Source organism: Ornithinimicrobium ciconiae, from assembly GCF_007197575.1.
Taxonomy (GTDB): Bacteria; Actinomycetota; Actinomycetes; order Actinomycetales; family Dermatophilaceae; genus Ornithinicoccus; species Ornithinicoccus ciconiae.
Map to the genome: position 1 here is coordinate 3,068,880 of NZ_CP041616.1, position 22,233 is coordinate 3,091,112.

19 protein-coding genes are annotated in these 22,233 nt (G+C 69.8%); 10 read left to right on the plus strand and 9 right to left on the minus strand.

Annotated elements, in window-relative coordinates:
* The first annotated feature begins 22 nt into the window (after positions 1-22).
* Genes FNH13_RS14105 through FNH13_RS14120 form a run of 4 tightly spaced genes read left to right on the plus strand, consistent with a single transcriptional unit; the run spans position 23 to position 4,577 of the window.
* On the plus strand, positions 23-847 hold the full coding sequence (locus FNH13_RS14105) for a maleate cis-trans isomerase family protein (RefSeq protein WP_165700123.1): 825 nt from the start codon (positions 23-25) through the stop codon (positions 845-847).
* Positions 844-2,067: a M24 family metallopeptidase gene (locus FNH13_RS14110; protein WP_143784009.1), complete on the plus strand. Its 1,224-nt coding sequence runs from the start codon at positions 844-846 to the stop codon at positions 2,065-2,067. Before FNH13_RS14105 ends, FNH13_RS14110 begins: the two co-directional genes overlap by 4 nt.
* A 36-nt stretch (positions 2,068-2,103) precedes the next feature.
* Positions 2,104-3,321, plus strand: a complete 1,218-nt coding sequence (locus FNH13_RS14115; RefSeq protein WP_143784010.1) for an aminotransferase-like domain-containing protein — start codon at positions 2,104-2,106, stop codon at positions 3,319-3,321.
* Between the two features lie 8 nt (positions 3,322-3,329).
* Positions 3,330-4,577 carry a M20 family metallopeptidase gene (locus FNH13_RS14120; RefSeq protein WP_143784011.1) on the plus strand — a complete coding sequence of 416 codons (1,248 nt, stop codon included), beginning with the start codon at positions 3,330-3,332 and terminating at the stop codon, positions 4,575-4,577.
* A 189-nt stretch (positions 4,578-4,766) separates the two neighbouring features.
* Here FNH13_RS14120 and FNH13_RS14125 read toward each other — a convergent pair whose 3' ends face one another.
* Positions 4,767-6,287 (minus strand): HNH endonuclease signature motif containing protein, encoded by a 1,521-nt coding sequence (locus FNH13_RS14125; protein WP_143784012.1) that lies wholly within the window; start codon positions 6,285-6,287, stop codon positions 4,767-4,769.
* A gap of 204 nt (positions 6,288-6,491) precedes the next feature.
* Here FNH13_RS14125 and FNH13_RS14130 point away from each other — a divergent pair, with 204 nt between their 5' ends.
* Together FNH13_RS14130 and FNH13_RS14135 are read left to right on the plus strand one after the other, a co-directional pair.
* On the plus strand, positions 6,492-7,223 hold the full coding sequence (locus tag FNH13_RS14130; RefSeq protein WP_143784013.1) for a maleate cis-trans isomerase family protein: 732 nt from the start codon (positions 6,492-6,494) through the stop codon (positions 7,221-7,223).
* A 6-nt stretch (positions 7,224-7,229) separates the two neighbouring features.
* Positions 7,230-7,937, plus strand: a complete 708-nt coding sequence (locus tag FNH13_RS14135) for a GntR family transcriptional regulator (RefSeq protein ID WP_228266416.1) — start codon at positions 7,230-7,232, stop codon at positions 7,935-7,937.
* 155 nt (positions 7,938-8,092) lie between these two features.
* On the opposite strand, the gene FNH13_RS14140 is transcribed toward FNH13_RS14135, so the two are convergent.
* Complete coding sequence (locus FNH13_RS14140) at positions 8,093-9,628, minus strand: NAD-dependent succinate-semialdehyde dehydrogenase (protein WP_165700124.1); 1,536 nt, start codon at positions 9,626-9,628, stop codon at positions 8,093-8,095.
* A 137-nt stretch (positions 9,629-9,765) separates the two neighbouring features.
* Here FNH13_RS14140 and FNH13_RS14145 point away from each other — a divergent pair, with 137 nt between their 5' ends.
* On the plus strand, positions 9,766-11,025 hold the full coding sequence (locus FNH13_RS14145; RefSeq protein WP_143784014.1) for an aspartate aminotransferase family protein: 1,260 nt from the start codon (positions 9,766-9,768) through the stop codon (positions 11,023-11,025).
* A gap of 18 nt (positions 11,026-11,043) precedes the next feature.
* On the opposite strand, the gene FNH13_RS14150 is transcribed toward FNH13_RS14145, so the two are convergent.
* The 5 genes from FNH13_RS14150 to mreB form a co-directional block, all read right to left on the minus strand.
* The gene (locus tag FNH13_RS14150; RefSeq protein ID WP_143784015.1) at positions 11,044-12,408 is read right to left on the minus strand and encodes an MFS transporter; all 1,365 of its coding nucleotides are present in this window, start codon (positions 12,406-12,408) and stop codon (positions 11,044-11,046) included.
* Between the two features lie 145 nt (positions 12,409-12,553).
* Positions 12,554-14,602 (minus strand): penicillin-binding protein 2, encoded by a 2,049-nt coding sequence (mrdA, locus tag FNH13_RS14155; RefSeq protein ID WP_143784016.1) that lies wholly within the window; start codon positions 14,600-14,602, stop codon positions 12,554-12,556.
* A 49-nt stretch (positions 14,603-14,651) separates the two neighbouring features.
* A complete protein-coding gene (mreD, locus tag FNH13_RS14160) occupies positions 14,652-15,140 on the minus strand; it encodes a rod shape-determining protein MreD (protein WP_143784017.1) in 489 nt (162 codons plus the stop codon).
* Positions 15,137-16,012: a rod shape-determining protein MreC gene (gene mreC / locus FNH13_RS14165; protein ID WP_143784018.1), complete on the minus strand. Its 876-nt coding sequence runs from the start codon at positions 16,010-16,012 to the stop codon at positions 15,137-15,139. The genes mreD and mreC overlap by 4 nt, the downstream gene beginning before the upstream one ends.
* Before the next feature lie 8 nt (positions 16,013-16,020).
* A complete protein-coding gene (gene mreB / locus FNH13_RS14170; RefSeq protein ID WP_228266417.1) occupies positions 16,021-17,049 on the minus strand; it encodes a rod shape-determining protein in 1,029 nt (342 codons plus the stop codon).
* A gap of 136 nt (positions 17,050-17,185) precedes the next feature.
* Here mreB and FNH13_RS14175 point away from each other — a divergent pair, with 136 nt between their 5' ends.
* The gene (locus tag FNH13_RS14175) at positions 17,186-17,755 is read left to right on the plus strand and encodes a hypothetical protein (protein WP_143784020.1); all 570 of its coding nucleotides are present in this window, start codon (positions 17,186-17,188) and stop codon (positions 17,753-17,755) included.
* On the opposite strand, the gene FNH13_RS14180 is transcribed toward FNH13_RS14175, so the two are convergent.
* Entirely contained in the window at positions 17,749-18,897 is a 1,149-nt protein-coding gene (locus FNH13_RS14180; protein ID WP_143784021.1) for a 6-phosphofructokinase, read from the minus strand. The two genes, FNH13_RS14175 and FNH13_RS14180, sit on opposite strands and share 7 nt — an antisense overlap.
* 192 nt (positions 18,898-19,089) lie before the next feature.
* On the opposite strand from FNH13_RS14180, the gene FNH13_RS14185 reads away from it, so the two are divergent.
* Positions 19,090-21,156 carry an MDR family MFS transporter gene (locus FNH13_RS14185; RefSeq protein ID WP_143784022.1) on the plus strand — a complete coding sequence of 689 codons (2,067 nt, stop codon included), beginning with the start codon at positions 19,090-19,092 and terminating at the stop codon, positions 21,154-21,156.
* Between the two features lie 15 nt (positions 21,157-21,171).
* Here the strand turns inward: FNH13_RS14185 and ndk are convergent, their stop codons facing one another.
* Positions 21,172-21,603, minus strand: coding sequence for a nucleoside-diphosphate kinase (gene ndk / locus FNH13_RS14190; protein WP_228266418.1), 432 nt, complete (start codon positions 21,601-21,603; stop codon positions 21,172-21,174).
* Between the two features lie 182 nt (positions 21,604-21,785).
* Between ndk and FNH13_RS14195 the strand changes: the two genes are divergently transcribed.
* The gene (locus FNH13_RS14195) at positions 21,786-22,211 is read left to right on the plus strand and encodes an MmcQ/YjbR family DNA-binding protein (protein ID WP_143784024.1); all 426 of its coding nucleotides are present in this window, start codon (positions 21,786-21,788) and stop codon (positions 22,209-22,211) included.
* The last annotated feature ends 22 nt before the right edge of the window (positions 22,212-22,233 follow it).

The following is a 22,233-nucleotide window of genomic DNA, read 5'->3' on the forward strand; positions in this document are numbered from 1 at the left end:
GATTTCAGTGCACCATGGGCAGATGAGCACCACTGGCATGGTCGGGATCGGCGTCATCGCGCCATACGATTTCGCGCTGGACCGGGAGCTGTGGCGCTGGGTCCCCGACAGCGTGACACTGCACCTGACCCGCACCCCCTATGCGCCCCTCCCGGTGTCCCTGGAGCAGGCCTGTGTCATCGGAGACCCCGAGGTCGTCAGCCGCTGCACCGCGGACCTGATGGCGATCCAGCCGGACGCCTTCGCCTATGCCTGCACCTCCGGGAGCTTCATCCGCGGCACGACCGGCGAGCAGGCCCTGGTCGCCGCCATGGAGGCCGCCGGGGCCACGCAGGCCGTGACCACCAGCGGCGCGCTGGTCCAGGCCATGCAGCACCTAGGCGTCGCCCGGGTCGCCCTGGCCACGCCCTACGACGCGACCATCAGCCTGGGCCTGCGCACCTTCCTCGAGGCGGCCGGGGTCACCGTCACCGGGAGCCGGCACCTGGGCCTGGAGGGGCGGATCTGGACCGTGCCGTATGCCGTGACTGTCGACATCGTGCGCCGCACCTTCACCCCGGACTGCGACGCGGTCTTCATCTCCTGCACCAACCTGCCCACGTTCGACATCATCACGGAGCTGGAGGCAGAGCTGGGCGTCCCGGTGCTGACGGCCAACCAGGTCACCATGTGGGCGGCGCTGCGGGCCGTCGGCATCGACGCGGTCGGCGCCGGCCAGCGGTTGCTGACGCACGGTCCTCTGTTCGCACCAGAAGCGCGCGACGCAGCCGCGAGCCGCTCCCCCCTGGGGCACGATGCGAGCCCCGCCACCGCGGAGGACCGCACCACCCACGGAGCGCCTGCATGACGGCACCGATCACCGGGCTGAGGGTCTCCCCCGAGATCAGCAGGCCCTTCTCCCCACGTGAGTTCGCAGCCCGACTGCGGCGGGTCCAGGCGGAGATGACGACTCGCGAGCTGTCCGCACTGGTCGTCACCGATCCGGCCAACATGTACTACCTGACCGGCTACAACGCGTGGTCGTTCTACACCCCGCAGTGCCTCGTGGTGCCGGTCGAGGGTGGACCGCACCTGTTCGCGCGCGCGATGGACGCGCAGGGCGCGCACTACACCGCTGACCTCGGACCCCACCAGATCCACGGCTATCCCGAGGAGCTGGTCCACCGTCCGGACACCCATCCGATGGTCTGGGTCACCAAGACCGCCGTCGGGCTGGGTCTGCTGCCGACCGGCCCGGGCAGCCGGGTCGCGGCCGAGCTCGACGCGCACTTCTTCTCCCCCCGTGGCTATCTGTCCCTGCAGGAGGGACTGGCCGGTGCCGAGCTCGTCGACAGCGCCGAGCTGATCAACTGGGTCCGCCTGGTCAAGTCCCCCGCCGAGCAGCACATGCTCCGCACCGCCGGACGGATCGCCGAGCACGCCATGCGCACCGCGATCGGCGCGATCGAGCCGGGCCGGCGCCAGTGCGACATCGTGGCCGACATCCAGCGCGCCCAGACCTCCGGCCTGAACGGTCTCGGCGGGGACTACCCGGCCATCGTGCCGATGCTGCCCACCGGGGCGACCGCCGGCACCCCCCACCTGACCTGGAGCGACCGGGTCATGCACTCCGGGGAGGCGGCCACCATCGAGCTCGCCGGGGTCCATCAGCGCTACCACGCCCCGTTGGCTCGCACCCTGAGCCTGGGGCCCCCACCCAAGCACCTGGTCGACTGTGCCGACGCGGTCAGCGAGGGCCGCGACGCGCTGCTCGAGGAGCTGCGTCCGGGGCGGACCGCCCATGAGGTCCATGCGGCCTTCACCCGCGAGATCGCCAAGCACGGGCTGACCAAGGAGTCCCGCATCGGCTACTCCATCGGCATCGGCTACCCACCCGACTGGGGCGAACGGACAGTCAGCCTGCGCCATGGCTCGGAGACCGTGCTGGAGGTCGGCATGGCCTTCCACGTCATCCTGGGCATGTGGATGGGCACGTGGGGCTACGAGACCTCCGAGCCCCTCCTGGTCACGGCCACCGGACCGCAGCGACTCACCAACGTCCCTGGTGGGCTGACCATCAAGACCTGAGCACACGACATACACACTCCACCCACGGAAGGCGCCATGACCACCCAGCCCCAGACCCTGCCGCTTGCGGAGCGGGCCTCCGGCCTCGTCGGCTCCGTCATCGACTCGAGCACCTCGCTGCTGGCCAGCCAGACCCACGACATCGTGCGCTTCGCGATGGGCAGCCCCGCAGCCGAGGCGGTGCCCACCCAGATCCTGTCCGAGATCGGCGCCCAGGCGCTCGGGCCAGACGCGGCCGATGCCTTCGACTATGCCGCCACCGAGGGCGACCCTGCCCTGCGTGAGGCACTGCTGAGCATGCTCGAGGGCACCAGCGACGCCACGACCTCCGACCGGTTGACGATCACCTCCGGCGGCATGCAGGGTCTCGACCTGGCGTGCAAGCTCTTCGTCGATCCCGGGGACCTCGTGGTCGTGGAGTCACCGACCTACACCAACGGCAGCGCCACCGCCCTGTCCTACCAGGCCGAGCTGCTCGAGGTGCCGGTCGATCACGCGGGCCTGGACGTGGACTCACTCGAGTCACAGGTCGAGGCGGCCGGGCGCACCCCCAAGGCGATCTACACCGTCCCGACCTTCCAGAACCCCTCTGGTGCCTCGATGTCCCTCGAGCGACGCCACCGGCTGTTGGACCTGGCGCGCCGCTGGGGCAGCGTCGTCATCGACGACGACCCCTACGGCATGCTCCGTTTTGCTGGCGAGCCACTGCCCACCCTGCGCGAGCTCGGCGGCGGTGACCCGTTGGTCTTCTCGGTGCGCACCTTCTCCAAGATCGTCGCCCCCGGGCTGCGGGTGGGCTGGGTGGACGCCGCTCCCGAGCTCGGACAACTGCTGATCAACGCCAAGCAGGCGATGGACACGTGCACCAACCTGCCGGCGCAGCGTCTGGTGGCCGGCTTCCTGGCCGGTGGTCACCTGGAGGAGCACCTAGTCACCCAGCGCGCGGAGTACCTCCGCCGCAAGGTCGCCATGCAGGAGTCCCTCACCGAGCACTTCGGTGACATCGCCCGGTGGACCGACCCCGAGGGCGGTTTCTTCCTCTGGGTGAGCTTCGAGCAGCCGGTGCTCACCGAGGCGTTGTTCCCGGTGGCCCTGGCCGAGGGGGTTGCCTACATCCCCGGCAACGCCTTCTCCCCCAGCCAGGCCTTCCCCCACGACCTGCGCCTGTGCTTCGCCTCGACCCCGCCGGACCGGATCCGCGAGGGCGTGGCGCGGCTGCGCCGGGCGGTGGACCAGCTCGCCGCACAGGCCTGAGCGCCCGTATGCCGACAACCCACGACCGCCCCTCTCTCACCCCGGACGAGGCTCGAGTCCTGGAACTCATCGATCAGGACGACCTGGTCGCCCTGACCAAGGAGCTGGTCCGGGCGCCCGGACACAACCCACCCGGTGAGGAGGCGGCGACCGCGCAGGTGCTCCTCGAGGCGTGCCGGTCCCGCGGCCTGCGGATCGAGGTCACCGAGGTCGCACCCGGACGCCCCAACATCTCGGCCCAGCTGCCTGGTGGTGCCGGACCAGGTCTGCTGCTGCTCGGTCACACCGACGTGGTTCCCCCAGGCGAGGGATGGAGCGCCAGCCCCTGGGAGGCCGGCCTGCGGGAGGGACGGCTCTATGGTCGGGGCACTGCTGACATGAAGGGCGGTCTGGCCGCCTGCGTCATCGCCCTCGACGCGCTGCGGCGGGCCGGCGTGGAGCTGTCCGGGCCGGTCGAGCTGGCTGCACTGGTCGACGAGGAGGAGACCGGTCTCGGCATCCGCCACTACATGGCTCAGCTCGATGCCGGTCCCCGGCCGCCCTTTCTCGGGTGCGTCGTCGCTGAGCCGACAGATCTGCAGACGATCATCGCGGCGCGGGGCGACTGCTATGTCGAGATCACCGTGCACGGCCTGGCCGCCCACTCGGGGCGACCCGACGACGGGCGCAACGCGATCTATGGTGCGGCGCGCATCGTGGAGGACCTGCGCCGCTGGCACGACGAGCTGAAGGAGCACGCCCACCCCCTCGTGGGTCCACCGACCTGGAGCGTCGGGCTGCTCTCCGGTGGCCAGGGAACCTCGACCGTGCCCGCCCAGGCGCTCATCAGCGCCGACCGGCGGTTGCTGCCCGGCGAGGACGCGGAGCAGGTGCTGGCCGACGTGCGCACCAGGATCGGATCCCTCGGGTTGGCCGATGACGGGCTGACCGTCGAGATGTCGATGCCGATGTCGATGCCGGGCTTCGAGACCGCCGCAGCGCACCAGTTCGTCACGGTGACCGAGCAGGCGCTGCAGGAGTCCGGTGGACCGGACCTGGGGCTGGCTGGCTGGACAGCCGCGTGCGACGGCGGATTCATCGCCCGTGACGGCGGTGTCCCCACGCTGGTGCTGGGGCCAGGGTCAGTCAATGACCAGGCTCACCGCCCGGACGAATCTGTTGCTGTCGACGACCTGGTGGTGGCGGCTCGTGTCTATGCCCTGACCGCGCTCCGCCTGCTGGGTGAATCGCCGCACGCTGACGGCCCGCGGGACTGAGTGGGCACCGCACACCGGGCAACGCACGAGAGCACGAGATGACCTCATGGTGCCCACCAGGTAGGCGCTCTGAACGATCGGGTCGGCCATGGCGGCGTCTGGGGTGCCGGCCAGGATCTGCCTGCCAATGGCGGCCCTGGGCGCGTGCTTGTGGCCCGGCTGGTGGGGCCGGGCTGTGGGGCGTGGTGGTTAGAGGTGCCAGGTGACGTTGGATCCTCGGATGGTGGCGGTGAGGTCTTTGTCGTGGACGAGGGTGTGGTGTCGTGGGCAGAGTAGGACGAGGTTGAGGATGTCGGTGCCGCCTTCGCGGGACCACCAGGCGAGGTGGTGGGCGTCGCAGTAGGTGCCGGGCACGGTGCATCCGGCGAAGGTGCACCCGCCGTCGCGCACGAGGAGGGCTTTGAACTGTCCCGGGGTCGCTAGCCGCACGGTGCGGCCCAGGTAGAGGGGTTCGCCATAGTCGCCGAGGGCGATGGGGGTGACGTCTCCGGTGCAGGCGAAGCGTCCGACTTGTTCGGGGTCGAGGATCTGTCCCAGGGCGGTGACGCCGGCACCGACGGGTTTGCCGGTGGTCGGGTCGGCCTTGATGGTGATCATCACCGAGGCCCGCCCACTGGAGGGTGGGGAACCGGGGTTGGACATGCCGCGGTTGATGACCATAATGAGGGCGTCGTAGGCCCGTTGTCCCCAGGACCGTTGGTCGGCGGTGCCGTCCTGGGCCGGGGCGGGTGCGGCCAGGGGTCCGTTGAGGACTCCTTCGAGCAGGGCGGCGTCGGCGTCGGGGGCGTCGATGGTCAAGCGGGTCAGTCCGGTGGCTAGCGGGCGGCGGGAGACGCACCGCAGCTCGTGTGCGAACCGTTTGGCGTCTTCGCGTGGTTTTTTGTCGAGCAGGTCGATCAGCAGTTTCTTGCAGACCAGTTCCAGCTCGGGGTCGGTGATGTCGGGGTTGGCTGCGGCGCTGGTGGCGATCTGGGCGTAGTCGATCTGTTGGTCGACCTGGAGGCATCCGGCGAGGCGGAACATGGTCTTGGCCACCCGCCACGCCCGCCGCACCGGGGTGATCCCGGCTGCGACGTCAGCGCCCAGCTGGGTGCCCCAGGGTGTTTTCCCGGCCCGGACGATGTCGGCGATCTGTGCGCCTTCCTGGCGCGAGATCCACGGGCAGCGCACCCGCAGCCACTCGCCCAACGTCAACCCGACCTGGGTGGGTAGCCCTCGGGTGGAGGCCTCCACGGCCAGGGCGAACCCCAGGCCCTCGACCTGTGCCCGGACCCGCCCGACCGTTTCCAGGGCGGAGACGATCCCGGGCTCGAAGACCCGCACCAGGTCCTCAGCGTCCACCGCGGAGGCTCGGGCGAGGTTGGCACCGGCCCCGGCCAACCCAACCATCAGTTCCTGGGCCGGGTCCACCCACCGACCCCCACCCACCAAGCCGCCATCAGCGCCGGCATCGGCTTCGGCTTCGGCCTGGTCGATCTGGGCGACCAACGCCCAGAACTGCGCACTCTCCGGATCACCAGCCTCACCGAGGTCGGTGCGCACCGCCGCCTCCCACGCCCCGAACCCCGCCACCACCTCGCCCTCAGCCCCGGGCAGGTCACTACCGGGCAGGTCGCTACCGGGCAGGTCGCTACCGGGCAGGTCGACACCGGGCAGGTCGACACCGGCCAGGTCCTGCCCGGCCGTGGTGTCGACTCCCGATGACTTCATACAGATGATCTAACCACCCACCACTGACAATGCCCTGACCAGCACAAACACCACAAACGAGCGAGCACGCTTCCCGTGCAAACCGCTACCAACCACGACCGCCCAGAGCCTCGACAGAGCACAGGTTGACCCGTGGACAATCGTCGAACCCACGTCCGGAGCAAAGTCCCCTATTATTGTCGACAATCCACCAAGAGGAGAACTATGCCGTCCATCGGGCTGCTGTATCCCGGCCACAGCGCCGAGGACGACTTCCCTGCCCTGGAGGCGCGGATCGGTGGCGACCTGCAGCTGCCCCTCGTGCATACCTCGGTCGGCGAGGACGCCCATCGTGTCGATGCCCTGCTCGACCTCGGCGGACCAGAGCGCCTGGCCGAGGGCGCCCGCGTCCTGCTCGCTGAGCACTCCCCCGACGTGATCATGTGGGCCTGCACATCCGGCTCGTTCGTCTTCGGGTGGGAGGGTGCGCACGAGCAGGTCGCCCTGCTGGAACAAGCCACGGGGTTACCCACCTCCTCGACCTCGATCGCCTTCGTGGAGGCCTGTCGCTCACTGGACCTGACCCGCGTCAGTGTTGCTGCGTCATACCCTGAGGATGTCGCGCAGGAGTTCGTCTCCTACCTGGGTCGTGGCGGCATCCAGGTGACCGCGATGGGCAGCCACGGCATCGTGACGGCGGCCGAGGTCGGGACGCTCGGGTATGCCGAGGTGGAGGCGATTGTGCGCGGCGCTGACCTGACCGGAGGCGCACAGGCAGTCCTGGTGCCGGACACCGCGATGCACACGCTGGAGTGGATCGAGCCCCTCGAGCAGGCGGCCGGGGTGCCGGTCCTGACCGCCAACCAGGTCACGATCTGGCAGGGCCTCAACCTCCTCGGCCCGATCCCTCACATCAGCGCGCTCGGCACCCTGTTCACCCGCGGCGGAGGAGACTGATCTGCGATGACCACCAAGACCGAATCACCGGTGAACGACCGACCGCGGATGGACCCGTTGCGGCAGGAGTCCACGCCGGCCATGATCGCCGGTCGCGTGCGCGAGGCGATCGCCACGGGGGTGATCGCTCCGGGCGCGCAACTGGGGGAAGCCAACCTGGCCAAGGAGCTGGGCGTGAGCCGCGGCCCGCTGCGGGAGGGACTGCAGCGCCTCACCGCCGAGGGCCTGCTGATCTCGATCCGCAACCGCGGCCTCTTCGTCATCGAGATGACCCCGGAGCGAGTCAGTGACATGTATGTCGCGCGGCAGGCCGTCGAGCGCGCCGCCGCTGAGCAGATCCATCAGGCAGACCCGGTCGGCAGCGGCGAGGCGCTGCTGAAGGTGATCGACCGGATGGCCCGGACCCGCGACCAGCGGGTGCAGAGCGAGGCGGACGTCTCCTTCCACGAACTCCTGGTCGCCCGGGCGGCCAGTCCGCGGCTGTCCCGGATGCACGAGATCCTGATCACGGAGACGCGGATGTGCATCACGGCCCTCACCCCCCTCTACACCCCTGGGGACCAGGTGCGGGTGGAGGAGCACCGAGCCATCGCCCAGTCCTTTGTCGACGGTGACGCAGCACTCACGGACCGGCTGCTCGTGGCGCACATGGCGGACGCGGTCGAGCGCCTGACGACAGCCGTCACAGCGGCCCGACCGGGTCCCACCTCCTAGGACGCGTCAGAGCCGAGTCCCTCTGTCTAGCAGTCCTGTTGCGGGCCTGCATCCTGAGCGTGCGTGCCTGCTCGGACGAGCGCGCAGGAAACTCAGGCCAGCACCACGCCTGCACCCTGAGCGTGCGTGCCTGCTCAGACCAGCGTGCCGGAACCTCAGGCCAGCGCCACGCCGATGTACTTGGTCTCCAGGAACTCCTCGATGCCGGTGTCGCCGCCCTCACGCCCCAGGCCCGACTCCTTGACCCCACCAAAGGGTGCCGCAGGGTTGGACACGACGCCCTGGTTGAGGCCGACCATGCCGGTCTCCAGCGTCTCGGCGACCCGCAGGGACCGTCGCAGGTCGTTGGTGAAGACATAGGCCACCAGGCCGTATGGCGTGTCGTTGGCTGCGGCGACGACCTCCTCCTCCGTGGAGAACGGCGTGATCGCAGCCACCGGACCAAAGATCTCCTCGCTGCCCATCCGCGCGTCAGGTGAGACCCCGGTCAGCACGGTGGGGGTGAAGAAGTAGCCCTCCCCCTCCGGGGCGGAACCACCGGTCACCACCTGCGCACCGCGGTCGACCGCGTCGGCCACGAGTTCGGTCACCTTGTCCTGCGCCGCCTGGTCGATGAGTGGCCCGACCTTGACCCCCTCCTCCGTGCCGCGACCGACCGTCATACCGCCCATCTGCTCAGCGAGGCGCTGACCGAAGGCGTCGGCGATCGACTCGTGTACATAGATGCGGTTGGCCGCGGTGCAGGCCTCGCCCATGTTGCGCATCTTGGCCGCGAGCGCGCCCGCGACCGCCTCCTCCAGGTCGGCATCCTCAAAGACGATGAAGGGTGCGTTGCCTCCGAGCTCCATCGAGGTGCGCAGCACCTTGTCGGCGCTCTGCTCCAGCAGGATCTTGCCGACCTTGGTGGAGCCGGTGAAGGAGAGCTTGCGAGCCTTGCCGGAGCGGATCAATGGCTCCATGACCTCACCGGAGTTGTGGCAGGTCACGATGTTGACCACGCCGGCGGGCAGTCCCGCCTCGAGGAGGATCTGGCCGAGGGCCAGCATGGACAGCGGCGTCTGCTGGGCGGGCTTGATCACGCTGGTGCAGCCCGCCGCGATCGCCGGACCGATCTTGCGCGTGCCCATTGCCATCGGGAAGTTCCACGGGGTGATCAGCAGGCAGGGACCCACGGGTTGTTTGGCGATCAGGAAGCGCGCACCCCCGGCGGGGGCGGTCTGGTAGCCACCGCTGATCCGGGTGGCCTCACCGGCGAAATGCCGGAAGAACTCTGCGGCATAGGTGATCTCACCCTTGGCCTCGGCGAGCGGCTTGCCCATCTCCAGCGTCATCAGCAGGGCCAGGTCATCGATCCGTTCGTGCAGCAGCTCAAACGCCCGGGTGAGGATGTCCGCCCGATCCCGTGGCGACATGGCGGCGAACTCCGCCTGCGCAGCCACCGCCGCGTCCAGGGCGGCGACGCCATCGGCCGGTGTCGCATCGGCCACCTCGCACAACAGGGCACCGGTGGAGGGGTCGCGGACCTCAAAGGTGGCCCCTCCCTCGGCGTCACGCCACTGTCCACCGGTCAGCAGCTGCTTGGGGACAGCTGCCACCACGGCAGCCTCCCGGTCGGTCAGGGCCGACGCCGACCCGGCACCGGCATCCTGGACGTTCTGTGGGTCAACCTGGGCACCCTCGTGGTGAGTCATTCGGGGCTCCTTCCAGGGGGCATCCCCCTCGGGTCGCATTCTCTTCCGGGCCATGCGATACGCTGATTGTCGACAATCTAACACGCTGGCGACGAGCGTCCCCGCGAGCGTGAGAGGGCAGCAACCGAGGAGGAATCATGGCCGAGCTTTCGCCTGTTCTGAAGCAGGCTACGCCTGTCGTCGCCACCCGCGGCGAGGGTGTCTACCTGTTCGACGCAGACGATCGTCGCTATCTGGACTTCACGGCCGGCATCGGGGTCACCAGCACCGGTCACTGCCACCCCAAGGTCGTCGCGGCCGCCCAGGAGCAGGTCGGCAAGCTGATCCACGGGCAGTACACGACGGTCATGCACGAGCCGCTGCTGAAGCTGGTCGACCGCCTCGGTGAGGTGCTGCCCGAGGGGCTGGATCGGATGTTCTTCGCCAACTCCGGGTCCGAGGCGATCGAGGCGGCCCTGCGCCTGGCCCGACAGGCCACCCACCGGCCCAATATCGTCGTCTTCCACGGCGGATTTCACGGCCGCACCGTGGCCGCGGCCTCGCTGACCACCTCCGGCACCAAGTTCCGCTCCGGCTTCGCTCCGCTGATGGCTGGTGTGCAGGTCTCCCCCTTCCCGGACCCCGGCCACTTCGGCTGGCCCCAGGAGGAGACGACCGAGTTCGCCCTGCGCCAGCTGGACTACACCCTGCAGACGTTGTCCTCCCCCGAGGACACCGCTGCCTTCCTGGTGGAGCCGGTGCTCGGCGAGGGCGGTTATGTGCCGGCCAGCACCGAGTTCTTCGCTGGGCTGCGCGAGCGCGCCGACAAGCACGGGATCCTGCTGGTGGTCGATGAGGTGCAGACCGGCTGGGGCCGGACCGGCAAGTTCTGGGGCGGCGACCACTTCGACGCCCGCGCGGACATCGTGGTCACCGCCAAGGGTCTCGCCTCCGGCTTCCCGCTCTCGGGCATCGCCGCGTCCCACGCCTTGATGGAGAAGGCATGGCCCGGTTCGCAGGGCGGCACCTATGGCGCGAACGCCGTGGCCTGCGCCGCAGCTCTGGCCACCCTGGACGTCATCCAGGAGGAGGGCCTGGTGGAGAACAGCGCGACCCGCGGCAAGCAGCTCAAGTCGGCCCTGGAGGACGTCGCCGCCCAGCACCCGCAGATCACCGATGTCCGCGGCCTCGGGCTGATGATCGCCAACGAGTTCCGCGACGAGAGCGGCACCCCCGACGGCAAGACGGCCGCTGCGGTCCAGCAGGAGGCGGCCAAGCGCGGCCTCATCCTGCTCAACAACGGCGCCTGGGGTCAGTGCGTGCGCTTCATCCCCGCCCTGGTCGTCGGCGAGCAGGACGTCGTCGAGGCGGTCGGCATCTGGGAGGAGTCGGTCGCCGCGGTTCTCAGCGGCGCCTGACCTGCTCGCCTGACCTGCTCAGGTCTTGGCCAGGTCCTCCTGCTCGGCGAAGGCCTCCGGCGTGCCGGGCACCTCCGAGCCACGGATCGAGACCCCCTTGGTCTCGACGACCTTCCAGAGCGCCAGCAGGCCGATGACACAGGCGATGATCATGTAGTAGGCGGGCCACATCTGGTCGCCGGTGTTCTCGATGAGCGCCTCGTTAACCAGCGGCGCGGTGCCGCCGAACAGCGAGGTCGCCACGTTGTAGGACAGCGCCAGCGCCGCGAACCGCACCTGGGTGGGGAACATCGCTGGGAAGGTCGCCGAGATGGTGGCCAGCTGCGGGGTGTACAGCAACCCCAGGACCGCAAACCCGACGATCGCCCCGGTCAGGCCGGTGCCCATCAGATGGAACATCGGGATGGCGAGGACGGCCAGCCCGACGAGGGAGACGGCCCACATGGGTTTGCGTCCGACCCGGTCGGAGAGGGCACCGACGAAGGGCAGCACGACCATCATCATGAGCTGACCGATGATCGGCACGATGAGGGCCCCCTCCTGCCCCAGGTCGATGGTGTTGCGCAGGTAGGTCGGCATATAGCTGAGCAGGGTGTAGTTGACCACGTTGAGCGCGATGACCAGGCCGAAGAGCTTGAGGACCTGCGGCAGGTAGTCGCTCAGGACCTCCTTGAGCTTGGTCATGGCACCGACCTCGGCCTCCTCGGTCCGCTCCTCCAGCTCGCGGAAGACCGGGGTGTCCTCGATGCGGGAGCGCAGGTACATCCCCACCAGGCCGAGCGGGCCGGCGACCAGGAACGGGATGCGCCACCCCCAGGACTGCATCGCGGACTCGTCGAGGAAGGTGATCAGGCCCAGCATCAGCAGGGCGCCACCGTTGAAGCCGGCGAGGGTGCCGAACTCCAGGAAGCTGCCGTAGAAGCCACGGCGGCGGTCCGGAGCGTACTCCGCCATGAAGGTGGCCGCCCCGCCATACTCACCGCCGGTAGAGAAGCCCTGGATGATGCGCAGCAGATAGAGCAGGATCGGGGCCGCCAGGCCGATCGTGGAGTATGACGGGATGAGACCGACGCAGAAGGTCGCCGAGGCCATCAGGATGATGGTCAGGGCCAGGACCTTCTTGCGACCGATCTTGTCGCCGAGTGGACCCCAGAAGATCCCCCCGAGCGGTCTGATGAGGAAGGACAGCGCAAACCCGACAAGCGTGAAGAGCACCGCGTTCGTGGAGTCCTCGGGAAAGAGTGCCATCGCGATATAGGTCGTGCCATAGGCATAGATGCCGTAGTCAAACCACTCCACGGCGTTGCCGATCGCGGAGGCACCGATGGCCTTGCGCAGAACGGACGGGTCGACATTTTTCTGGGTGGCGCTGGGTGTGCTCATCTCACTCCTGGTCTCGCGCTCTCGAGCCCAGCGAGGAAGTCACCGAAGCGCCGCGACGTCCCATCGCCTGCCCTTAGTCCCTTTGTAGACAATCCGACAAGTTACTCCTGTGCCGGGGATGCCACCATCCGACAGCGCTGGTGCCTTACTGCTCAGCCAGCAGATCCCAGATCTGCCGGGCGGCGGGCGCGGCGATGTCGCCGCCGATGCCGCCCTGCTCGATGACGACCACCACGGCATACTCCGGCTCCGTGGTCGGGCCGTAGGAGGCATACCAGGCCGTCGCCCGCTGCCCGAAGGACTCGGCCGACCCGGTCTTGCCGGCGACCGGATAGCGGTCCAGGTCGAAGGTGGCGAAGGCCGGTGACCCGGTGCCGTTGGTGTTGACCCCGGCCAACCCGTCCCGCACGATCTGCAGCGCCTCGGGGTCCAGCTGCACCTCACCGGCTGGCACCGGCACCACGTCCTCGACGAGTTCTCCGGAGCCGGTCCGGATCTCATCGACGACCTGCGGCTCCCAGAGCGTCCCGCCGTTGGCGATGGCGGCGTAGACGACCGCCAACTGCAGCGGCGTGACCGCCACGTCGCCCTGACCGATCGAGAAGTTGGCGGCATCACCGGGCCGGTACTGCCAGCCGTCAACGCAGTTCTCCTGCGCCAAGAGCTCCAGGAACTCCCGCCGGTCGGGGTCACTCTCCTCCGGGTAGCCCGACTCGGCCCGCGCGCAGCTCTCCTCCCGCGTCGCCTCCCAGTAGGCCCGCTTCCACTCCCGCCCGGGCACCACGCCAGCCGCCTCTCCAGGCAGGTCGATCCCGGTCGTCTGCCCGAGTCCGAACTGCTCGGAGGTGAGCACCCACGGGTCGGTCAGGTCCGAATCCTGCTCCAGCCCTCCCTGCTCACGCCACTCGTCGTAGGCCCAGGTGTAGAAGACCGTGTCGCAGGAGACCTCCATGATCCGCTGCACCGTCAGCGAGCCGTGGGCGGTCGACTCGTAGTTGGTGAACCGGCGGCCGCCGATGCTGACCGCCCCCGGGCAGGGATAGCTCTCCTCAGGGTCCACACCGGAGGCCAGCGCCGCTGGCAAGGAGATGGCCTTGAAGGTCGAGGCGGGTGGAAAGGTCTCCCCGATCGTCCGGTTGAGCAACGGGTTGCCGGAGTCCGCGCCGGTCAGCCCGTCATACTCCTCCTGGGTCACACCTGTGGTCCAGATCTGCGGGTCGTATGTCGGGTAGCTCGCCGAGGCGACGACCCCACCGGTGCGCACGTCCAGCACGAGCGCCGCCGCGGACGGAGCCGGCCAGCCACCCGCGCGGGAGCGTCGGACCGTGTTCGCCAGGATCCGCTCAACCGCCGGTTGGACCTCGGCGTCCAGGTGGGTGACCACGTCGTGCCCGCTGACCGGGTCGGAGTGATCGAGCTGGCCGGTCACCACGCCGCGCGGATCCACGCTGAGCGTGCTGCGCCCGGGGGTGCCGCGCAGCACCGAGTCGTAGCTCGCCTCCAGCCCGGCGCGGCCGACCAGGTCCTCCGCGCTCAGTTCCTCCTGGGCCTCGACCTCCTGGCGCGTGGGCCGCCCCAGATAGCCCAGCACGTGCGCGGCGTTGAGGCTCACCTGGGGATAGTCCCGGACCGGGCGGGTGTCCACGGCGATCCCGGGGAAGCGCTCGGGGCGTTCCAGGATGGCCAGCGCTGCCACCGGGTCGGCGTCGAAGGCGATCGGGATCGGCTGGTAGGGCGAGCCGGAGAAGCAGGACGGCACCGGCGGCGCTCCCTGCGTCCCGCACAGTCGGGTCCGTCCCCACAGCGACTCGACGGGCAGGTCCAGCTCGGCGGCCACGTCCTCGATGAGCGCCCGCCCCTCGTCGTCGGACTCCAGCAATGTCGTGGGGTCGATGGTCACCACCGTGGTCGGGGCGTTGGTGACCAGCGCGGTGCCGTCTGAGGTGAGGATCCTGCCGCGCAGCGCCGGCTCGGTGACCACCCGGGTGTTGACCTGCGCCGCCTGCCCGGCCAGCTGCTGGTGGTTCACGACCTGCAGGTCCACCAGCCGCCCGGCCAGCACCGTGCCGAGCAGCAGGGCCACGGCGACCAGCGCCCAGAGGGGGCGCACGCTGCGACGTCGTCGAGCGACCGGCGGGCTGGTCTGCGGTCGCGGCACCCGCACCCGCACCTGCGGCCGGCGCGAGGCGCTCATGCCCGCCCCCTGGGCACGCCGTCCGGTGCAGCGTCCAGGGCCCGCGTGCTCACGCCCACCCCCTGGACAGCAGGAAGCGCTCGACGCCGATCAGCACCGGCAGCAGCAGGAGTGCAAAGAGTGCCGTCGCGACCACCGACCAGAGGAGATCCACCGGGTGGGCCACCCCCACGCCGGCGGCGGACACCAGCCCGCGCAGGGCCTGGATCAGCGCTGCTCCTGCGACTGCGGCAATCCACGGGACCAGCGGCGACCACGGCGCCCAGCGACGGGCCGCGCCCATCAGCGCGCCGGCCAGGGCATAGCTCAGCGCCGAGGCGCCCAACGGCTCCCCACCCGGAGGCACCAGGTCGACGAGCCATCCGCCGGCCAGGCCCACCAGGGCGCCCGTGACCGGACCCTGCAGCAGGGCGGCCGCCGCGACGACCAGCAGGACGAGGTCGGGGCGACCCGGCATGCCGGTGGGATACAGGGTGGGCACGAGGACCGCGACGAGGAGCAGCAGCGCGCGGACCACGACCGAGGGGAGAGTGCTCATCGGCCCTTCTCACCGGGAGCTGGCGCACCGAACTGGCGACCCGGCCCACCCAACTGGACCACCGCGACCAGGTCGAGGGTGTCGTTGTCCACGAGGGGACGGACGACAGCGGTGCGCCCGAGCTGCCCACTGTCCGGGTCGACAGCGGTGACCGTGCCGAGGGGGATCGCGGCGACATACGGGATGGAGTCGGGGCTGCCCAGGGTGGTTACCTGGTCCCCGACGGCGATGTGACTGTCTCCCAGAGCAGTCAGGGTGAGGTCCCCGGGGGCGCGTGCCGGCAGTCCGGGGACGGGGCGCCCGTCGACGGAGCCGAGTGCCCCGTCGGCGCCGAAGCGCACCCCGACAACGACGTCGGAGCCGCCGAGCAGCAGCACATCGGCGCTCGAGGGCGCGGTGCGCACCACCCGCCCGACCAGGCCGTCGGAGCTGATCACGGTCTGGTCCTGCCGGACCCCGTCGACCTCCCCGACGTCGATCGTGACCGTCCGCCCGCCGACGGGTGCGCTGTCGGAGGAGAAGCCCACCACCCTCGCGGGCAGCAATTGGTGGCCTCCCCAGCCCGCGGCGGACCGCTCCAGGCTGCTCAGCTGCTCGTGGGTGCTGACCTGCGCCTCAAGCTCCTTGACGCGGGCGTCGAGCTCGTCGCGCTCCCGGGTGACCTCGGTGAGCCGGTCGTCGGTCCAGCCGGTCATCGCGGCCTGGATGGGCGCGAAGACGCTCGCCGCGCTGCGCCGGACCGGCTCGGTGACGGCGGGACGGGCCAGGTCGGCGAGCAGCACCAGGACGGTCAGCCCCACGAGCATCCCGAGCAGCACCGTGCCCCGCCGGGCCCAGTCCGGGCGGCGCAGACGCCTGCGGGTGGTTGCCACGCCGGCCCTCAGCCCCGGCGCGGGGTGACCAGGACCCGCTCGAGCGCCGCGAAGTCGTCGACGCAGGCCCCGGCTCCGCGGATCACCGCGCGCGCCGGGTCGTCGGCGACCAGCAGCTTGACACCGAGCTCGCGGTGCAGCCGCTCGTCCAGGCCGCGCAGCAGGGCACCGCCGCCGGTGAGCATCACTCCGTTGTCGAGCACGTCCCCGGACAGCTCGGGCGGGCAGATGTCCAGCACCGCCTTGATGACGTCCACGATCTGCAGGACGGCCGGCTCGATCATCCGGCGCACCTGCGTCGAGGTCAGACTCACCGTCTTGGGCAGGCCCGTGCCCAGATCACGGCCACGCACCCTCATCTCCTGCTCCTCGGCCATCGGATAGGCCGAGCCGAGGGTGAACTTGATGTCCTGGGCGGACCGCTCCCCCAGCAGCAGGTTGTGGCTGGCCCGGACCCCGGCCACGATCGCCTCGTCGACCTCGTCGCCGCCGACGCGCAGGCTGCGCGCATTGACGATGCCACCCAGGCTGATCACCGCCACCTCGGTGGTCCCGCCGCCGATGTCGACGACCATGCTCGCGGTCGCATCGTGCACCGGCAGCCCCGCACCGATCGCGGCGGCCATCGCCTCCTCGAGGACATAGACCCGGCGGGCCCCCGCGTGCAGGGCGGTGTCCTCCAGTGCCCGGCGCTCCACCGGGGTGACGCTGCTGGGCACGCAGACGACCATGCGGGGACGCACCAGCCGCGAGATGTGCAGCTGCTGCAGGAAGTGGGTCAGCATCGACTCGGTGAGGTCCGCGTCGGTGACGACCCCGTCGACCATCGGGCGCACGGTGATCACGGACGCCGGGGTGCGGCCCAGCATCTCCACCGCCCCCTGACCGCCGGCGACGAGCTGCCCGGTGGCCGCGTCGACGGCCACCAGGGTGGGCTCGTCCAAGACGACGCCCTTCCCCTGCTGGTGGATCAGGGTGTTGCTCGAGCCAAGATCGAGGGCCAGGTCCCGCCCCAACAGACCCCGACCGATGCTCACCTGACCGATCCTACGCAACCATTCCTCCCACCCGACCGAGCGCAACGCGTGGCGAGATTTCCCTCCACCGAGCGCACGCGGTTGCGAGAATCCAAGCCACCGAGCACATGCAGTCTCATACGGCATACTGAGGGCCATGTCCGAGCTGACCCCCTCACCGGCCGACGTCGCGAGGACTCTCGCGGACATGATGTCTGCGGCCTGGCCCACGACAGGCGACGAGTCACGGCAGTGGCTGACACGGCACGGGATCGACCCCGACTCTGCCACCAAGCGGACCAGCGGCAGGGGCGTCGGCCACAGCTGGGCCCGCGCCAGGATGGACGGCTGGGGCACCGCGGACGCCGGCTGGGGGACGTTCCGCGACGAGTTCGTCGGCGTCAACTGGTTCCTCTGGCGCGGGTCCTCCTCCGACGAGGTGATGACCGCGGCCCATGCGTTGGCCGACCTCCTGACGCAGGCACAGGGCATACCGACGGAGGCAGAGGAGTCCACGGAGCACGGCGGCACCTGGCTCTGGCTCCTGGCCGACCACGTGATCATCATGTACGCCTACCACGGGCGTCCCCGGCCTGATGGATTCCCAGCTGGCGACGCGTGTGTGCAGCTCCACGTCGACCTGCGCGAGCGCGCCGAGGCGCAGGAGGAGCACGCCCGGGCTCACCCGGCCGAGCGCCCCGCGCCCCTCGCGCAGCCCGATCAGTAGAGGAACATCGGCTTGCCACGCACGTGGCGGACGGTGGGGCGGTAGTTCGGCGCGTCATACAGCTCATCGACGTCGACCCGCTTGACCCCCTCGCCGGTGACCGAGATCGGCACGCTGGAGTAGGAGCCGTTGCGCAGCGCGACCATCCGCCCGGTCGAGCCGTCGAGGGCCAGGTCGGCGGCCATGACCGCGTAGTTCGTGGCGACCATCAGGTCCAGGGAGTCCGGTGAGCCAGAGCGCATCAGATAACCCACCTGCTGATAGATGATGCCCTCACCCGTGCGCTCCTTGATCAGCTCGCCGGTGAGCTGACCGATGCCGCCCAGCTTGCGGTGCCCGTAGGCGTCGGCCTCACCGGAGAGCATCATCTCCCCACCCGCCAGGGTCGCCCCCTCAGAGATCGTGACCATCGAATAGTTGGACGGGTTCTTGGCCTTGTCCGCCATGAGCAGGTCACAGACCCGGTCGATGTCGAAGGGCACCTCCGGGATCAGCGCGCGGTCCACGCCCGCCAGGTAGGCGGTGATCAGGGACGTCTCACCCGAGTAGCGGCCGAACAGCTCGACGACCGCGATCCGCTCGTGCGAACCGGTGGAGGTGCGCAGGTTGTGGATGAACTCCACCCCGCGCGTCACCGCCGTGGAGAAGCCGATGCAGTAGTCGGTCCCGTTGACGTCATTGTCCATCGTCTTGGGGATGGCGATGGTCGGCACGCCCTCCTGGTGCATCCGCAGGCCATAGGACAGCGTGTCGTCGCCGCCGATCGGGATCAGCACGTCGATCCCGGCGTGCTCGATGACCTTGAGCGCGTGCGCGGTCAGGTCGTGCGGTCCGTCGCCGCTGACCGACCCGGCCAGGAAGTCCGGCACGTCGGCGGTCTTCACCTTGCCGGGGTTGGTGCGCGAGCTGTGCAGGAAGGTGCCGCCACTGCGGTCCACCTTGCGCACCACGCCGGGGTCGAGAGTGATCAGGTTGGCCGCCACCGAGCCGGGATCGTCGGGGTTGGTGTTGAGCAGCCCGCCCCAGCCGCGGCGGACGCCGACGACCTCGTGGCCCTCTTCGTGCACGCGGTTGACGACCGCCTTGATGCACGGGTTCAGTCCGGGGACGTCTCCCCCGCCGGTGAGTATGCCGATCCGCACGGTGACCTACTTCCTGCCAGTCGAGCTCATGCCCGGGTCGGCCGGGCCGAGAATGGTGCGATCAGGCTAGCCCAGCGAGTCGGGGCCGCGGGGAGGGCTGCAGGCGTGGGCGGGGCGTGGTCCGAGGCCGAGACGTACGATGCAGGTCGTGCCATCAACCGGCACCTCTCGACGTCCCCGGGAGGGTTCACGATGACCGCACCGAGTCCACTCACCGGTCCCACGGCATACACCATGACCCCCGAGCACCGGCGGGTCTTTATCGGTCTGATGCTCGGGATGTTCGTCGCCTCGATCAGCCAGACGATCGTCGGTCCGGCCATGCCGCGCATCGTGGCCGAGCTCGGTGGGATGGAGCACTACAGCTGGGTGGCGACCGCAGCCATGCTCGTCTCAGCGATCGCCGTGCCGATCGTGGGCAAGCTCTCCGACATGTTCGGACGGCGCGAGTTCTACCTCGGCGGGCTGGTGATCTTCATGGTCGGCTCGGTCATCTCCGGGCTGGCCCCCAACTTCTGGACGCTGGTCGCTGGCCGTGCCGTGCAGGGACTGGGCATGGGCACGCTGATGCCGTTGTCCCAGACCATCATCGGGGACATCATCCCGGCGCGGCAGCGTGGCAAGTACCAGGGCCTGATGGGGGCCGTCTTCGGCGTCACCTCGGTGGCAGGGCCGCTCGCCGGTGGGTTCATCACCGACGCGTGGGGCTGGCGCTGGCTGTTCTTCGCGGCGCTACCCGTCGGGATCGTCGGCGTGTTCATCATCGCCCGGTTCCTCAAGCTGGAGCACACCGGCACCCCGGGCAAGATCGACGTCCTGGGCATCATGACCCTGACCCCTGCCCTGGTGGCCATCCTGCTGGCGACCTCGTGGGCGGGCTCAACCTATTCGTGGGACTCCCCGGTCATCCTGGGGCTGTTCGCCGTGGGGACCGTGCTGCTCGCGCTCTTCGTCCTGGTGGAGGCCCGCGCGCAGAACCCCTTGCTGCCGCTGGGCATGTTCCGCAACGGCATCGTCACTTACTCCAGCATCGCCGCGTTCGGGATGGCGATGGTCATGTTCGGCGCGATCATCTATGTGCCGGTCTTTGCGCAGGGCGTGCTCGGGGTCAACGCCACCGAGTCCGGGCTGATCCTGATGCCGATGATGCTGGGCCTGATCGTGGTCGGCATCGTCGCCGGGTTCCTGATCACCAGGACGGGGCGCTACAAGGAGATCATGCTGCTCGGCGTGGTCGTGATCGCGCTCGGGTTGTGGATGCTGACCCGGCTGGGGGTCGACTCCTCGGAGTGGGAGCTGACGGCGGCCATCGCGGTGATGGGCACCGGGCTGGGCCTGGCCATGCAGCAGTACACCCTCGTGGTGCAGAACGCTGTGCCCCGCTCGGCCCTGGGCGTCGGCACCGCGGCGCTGCAGTTCTTCCGCAATGTCGGCAACACGGTCGGCATCGCGATCTTCGGGTCGGTGATGACCGCCGGACTGGCTGGGGCCATCGCCTCACACCTGCCGGCCGACTTCGCCGATGAGGCTGGCGATCTCGAGGGGATCGACGCCGGTGCGGCACTCGACCCCGCGGCCATGGCGGGCCTGCCGCCGGAGGTCCTTGCCGCCATCCGCGCTGGCCTGTCCGACCAGCTGCACGACGTCTTCCTGCTGGGGCTGCCGATCATGGTGGTGGTCTTCCTCGCGACCCTGGGGATCCGGGCGATCCCGCTGCGCGAGACGGTGCACACCCCGGACGAGGCCCAGCGGGAGTATCTCGACACGATGGCGCACAGTGCCCCGTCGGAGAACTACGTGCCCAGCCTGCGCCACGGCGATGTCGGGGCCCGCACCCGGGAGCGGGTGCTGGGCATCGAGCTGGCACTGCTGGCGCGACTGGCCGGGCAGGACGACCGCCCGTTCCTGACCCGGGCCGTGGCCGAGCTGGGTGAGGGTGACCTGGAGCGCGGACGGACCCTGCTGCGGCAGGCCTCCCTGATGCTGACCAGTGCGGACGACCAGGAGGTGGCGCAAGCCGAGCGGTATGCCGTCGCGCTGGGCCAGCGGGCTGGTGCCGCGGGTGGGTTGCTGAGCGAGCAGCTGCGCCAGGACCTCGCCGTGCGGGCTGCGGAGCGCAGCCGCGCCGAGGTGCTCTCGAGCATCGAGACGTCCGTGGCCGAACGGCACACAGCCGTCGATCTCAGCCAGGTCCGTCAGGCGGCCAGCGAGCTGGCGACAGCCCTGCTGGTCGACCTTGCCCCGGAGCCGGAGGACTGACCCCCCGTCTCCCCGTCAGGACAGCTCGGGGAACCAGATGCCGATCTCACGGGCGGCCGACTCCGGGGAGTCCGAGCCGTGCACGATGTTCTGCTGGACCTTCAGTCCCCAGTCCCGCCCCAGGTCGCCGCGGATGGTGCCCGGCAGGGCGGCGGTCGGGTCGGTGGCTCCAGCCAGTGCGCGGAACCCGGGGATGCAGCCGTGGCCCTCGATGACCGCAGCGGTCACCGGGCCTGACGACATGAACTCCACGAGCGGCTCATAGAAGGGCTTGCCCTCGTGCTCGGCATAGTGGGTCGCCAGCTGCTCCGCGGTCGGTGTGGTCACCGCCAGCGCGACCAGCGTGTAGCCCTTGGCCTCGATGCGGCGCAGCACCTCCCCGCTGAGACCGCGACGGTAGCCGTCGGGCTTGACCAGGACCAGGGACCGTTCGATCTGCTCACTCACGGCGCCCACCCTAATCGACCGAGCGCACCCTCTCGCCTGCTCCCCTGTCATCGGGCGCACGCCGTGGTTCAACTCACCCCGACCAGGAAGACCGGTCACCCCGACCAGGAAGACCGGTCACCCCGACCAGGAAGACCGGGTGACGCTGGCGGCGGCCGGTGACCACGCGACATACTGGGCGTATGGCGGACGCGCCCCACCCCTCACGGGTCGAGGACGACGACCCGCACCTGGTGCGGGTGCGCGAGCTCTGCCTCGCACTGCCCGGTGCTGGGGAGAAGCGGTCCCACGGCAGCCCCACCTTCTTCACCCGCAAGGTGTTCGCGGTCTTCGGTGGCGCCCTCAAGGGCGACCACTACGCACCCGTCGCGAGGCACTCGCTCCTCTTCCTCCCCGACGAGTCTGAGCGGGAGGCCCTGATCGGCGACGAGCGGTTCTTCGTGCCCGCCTACTTCGGCCCGTCGGGCTGGCTGGGGCTGAGCTTCCACCTGATCGGTGCCGTGGACGAGGTGGACTGGGTCGAGGTGGCCGAGCTGATCGAGATGTCCTACCGACTCACTGCGCCGGTCACCCTGGTGCGGGAGCTGGAGGCACGAGCCGACCGCTGACCAGTCCCTGGTCATGGCGGAG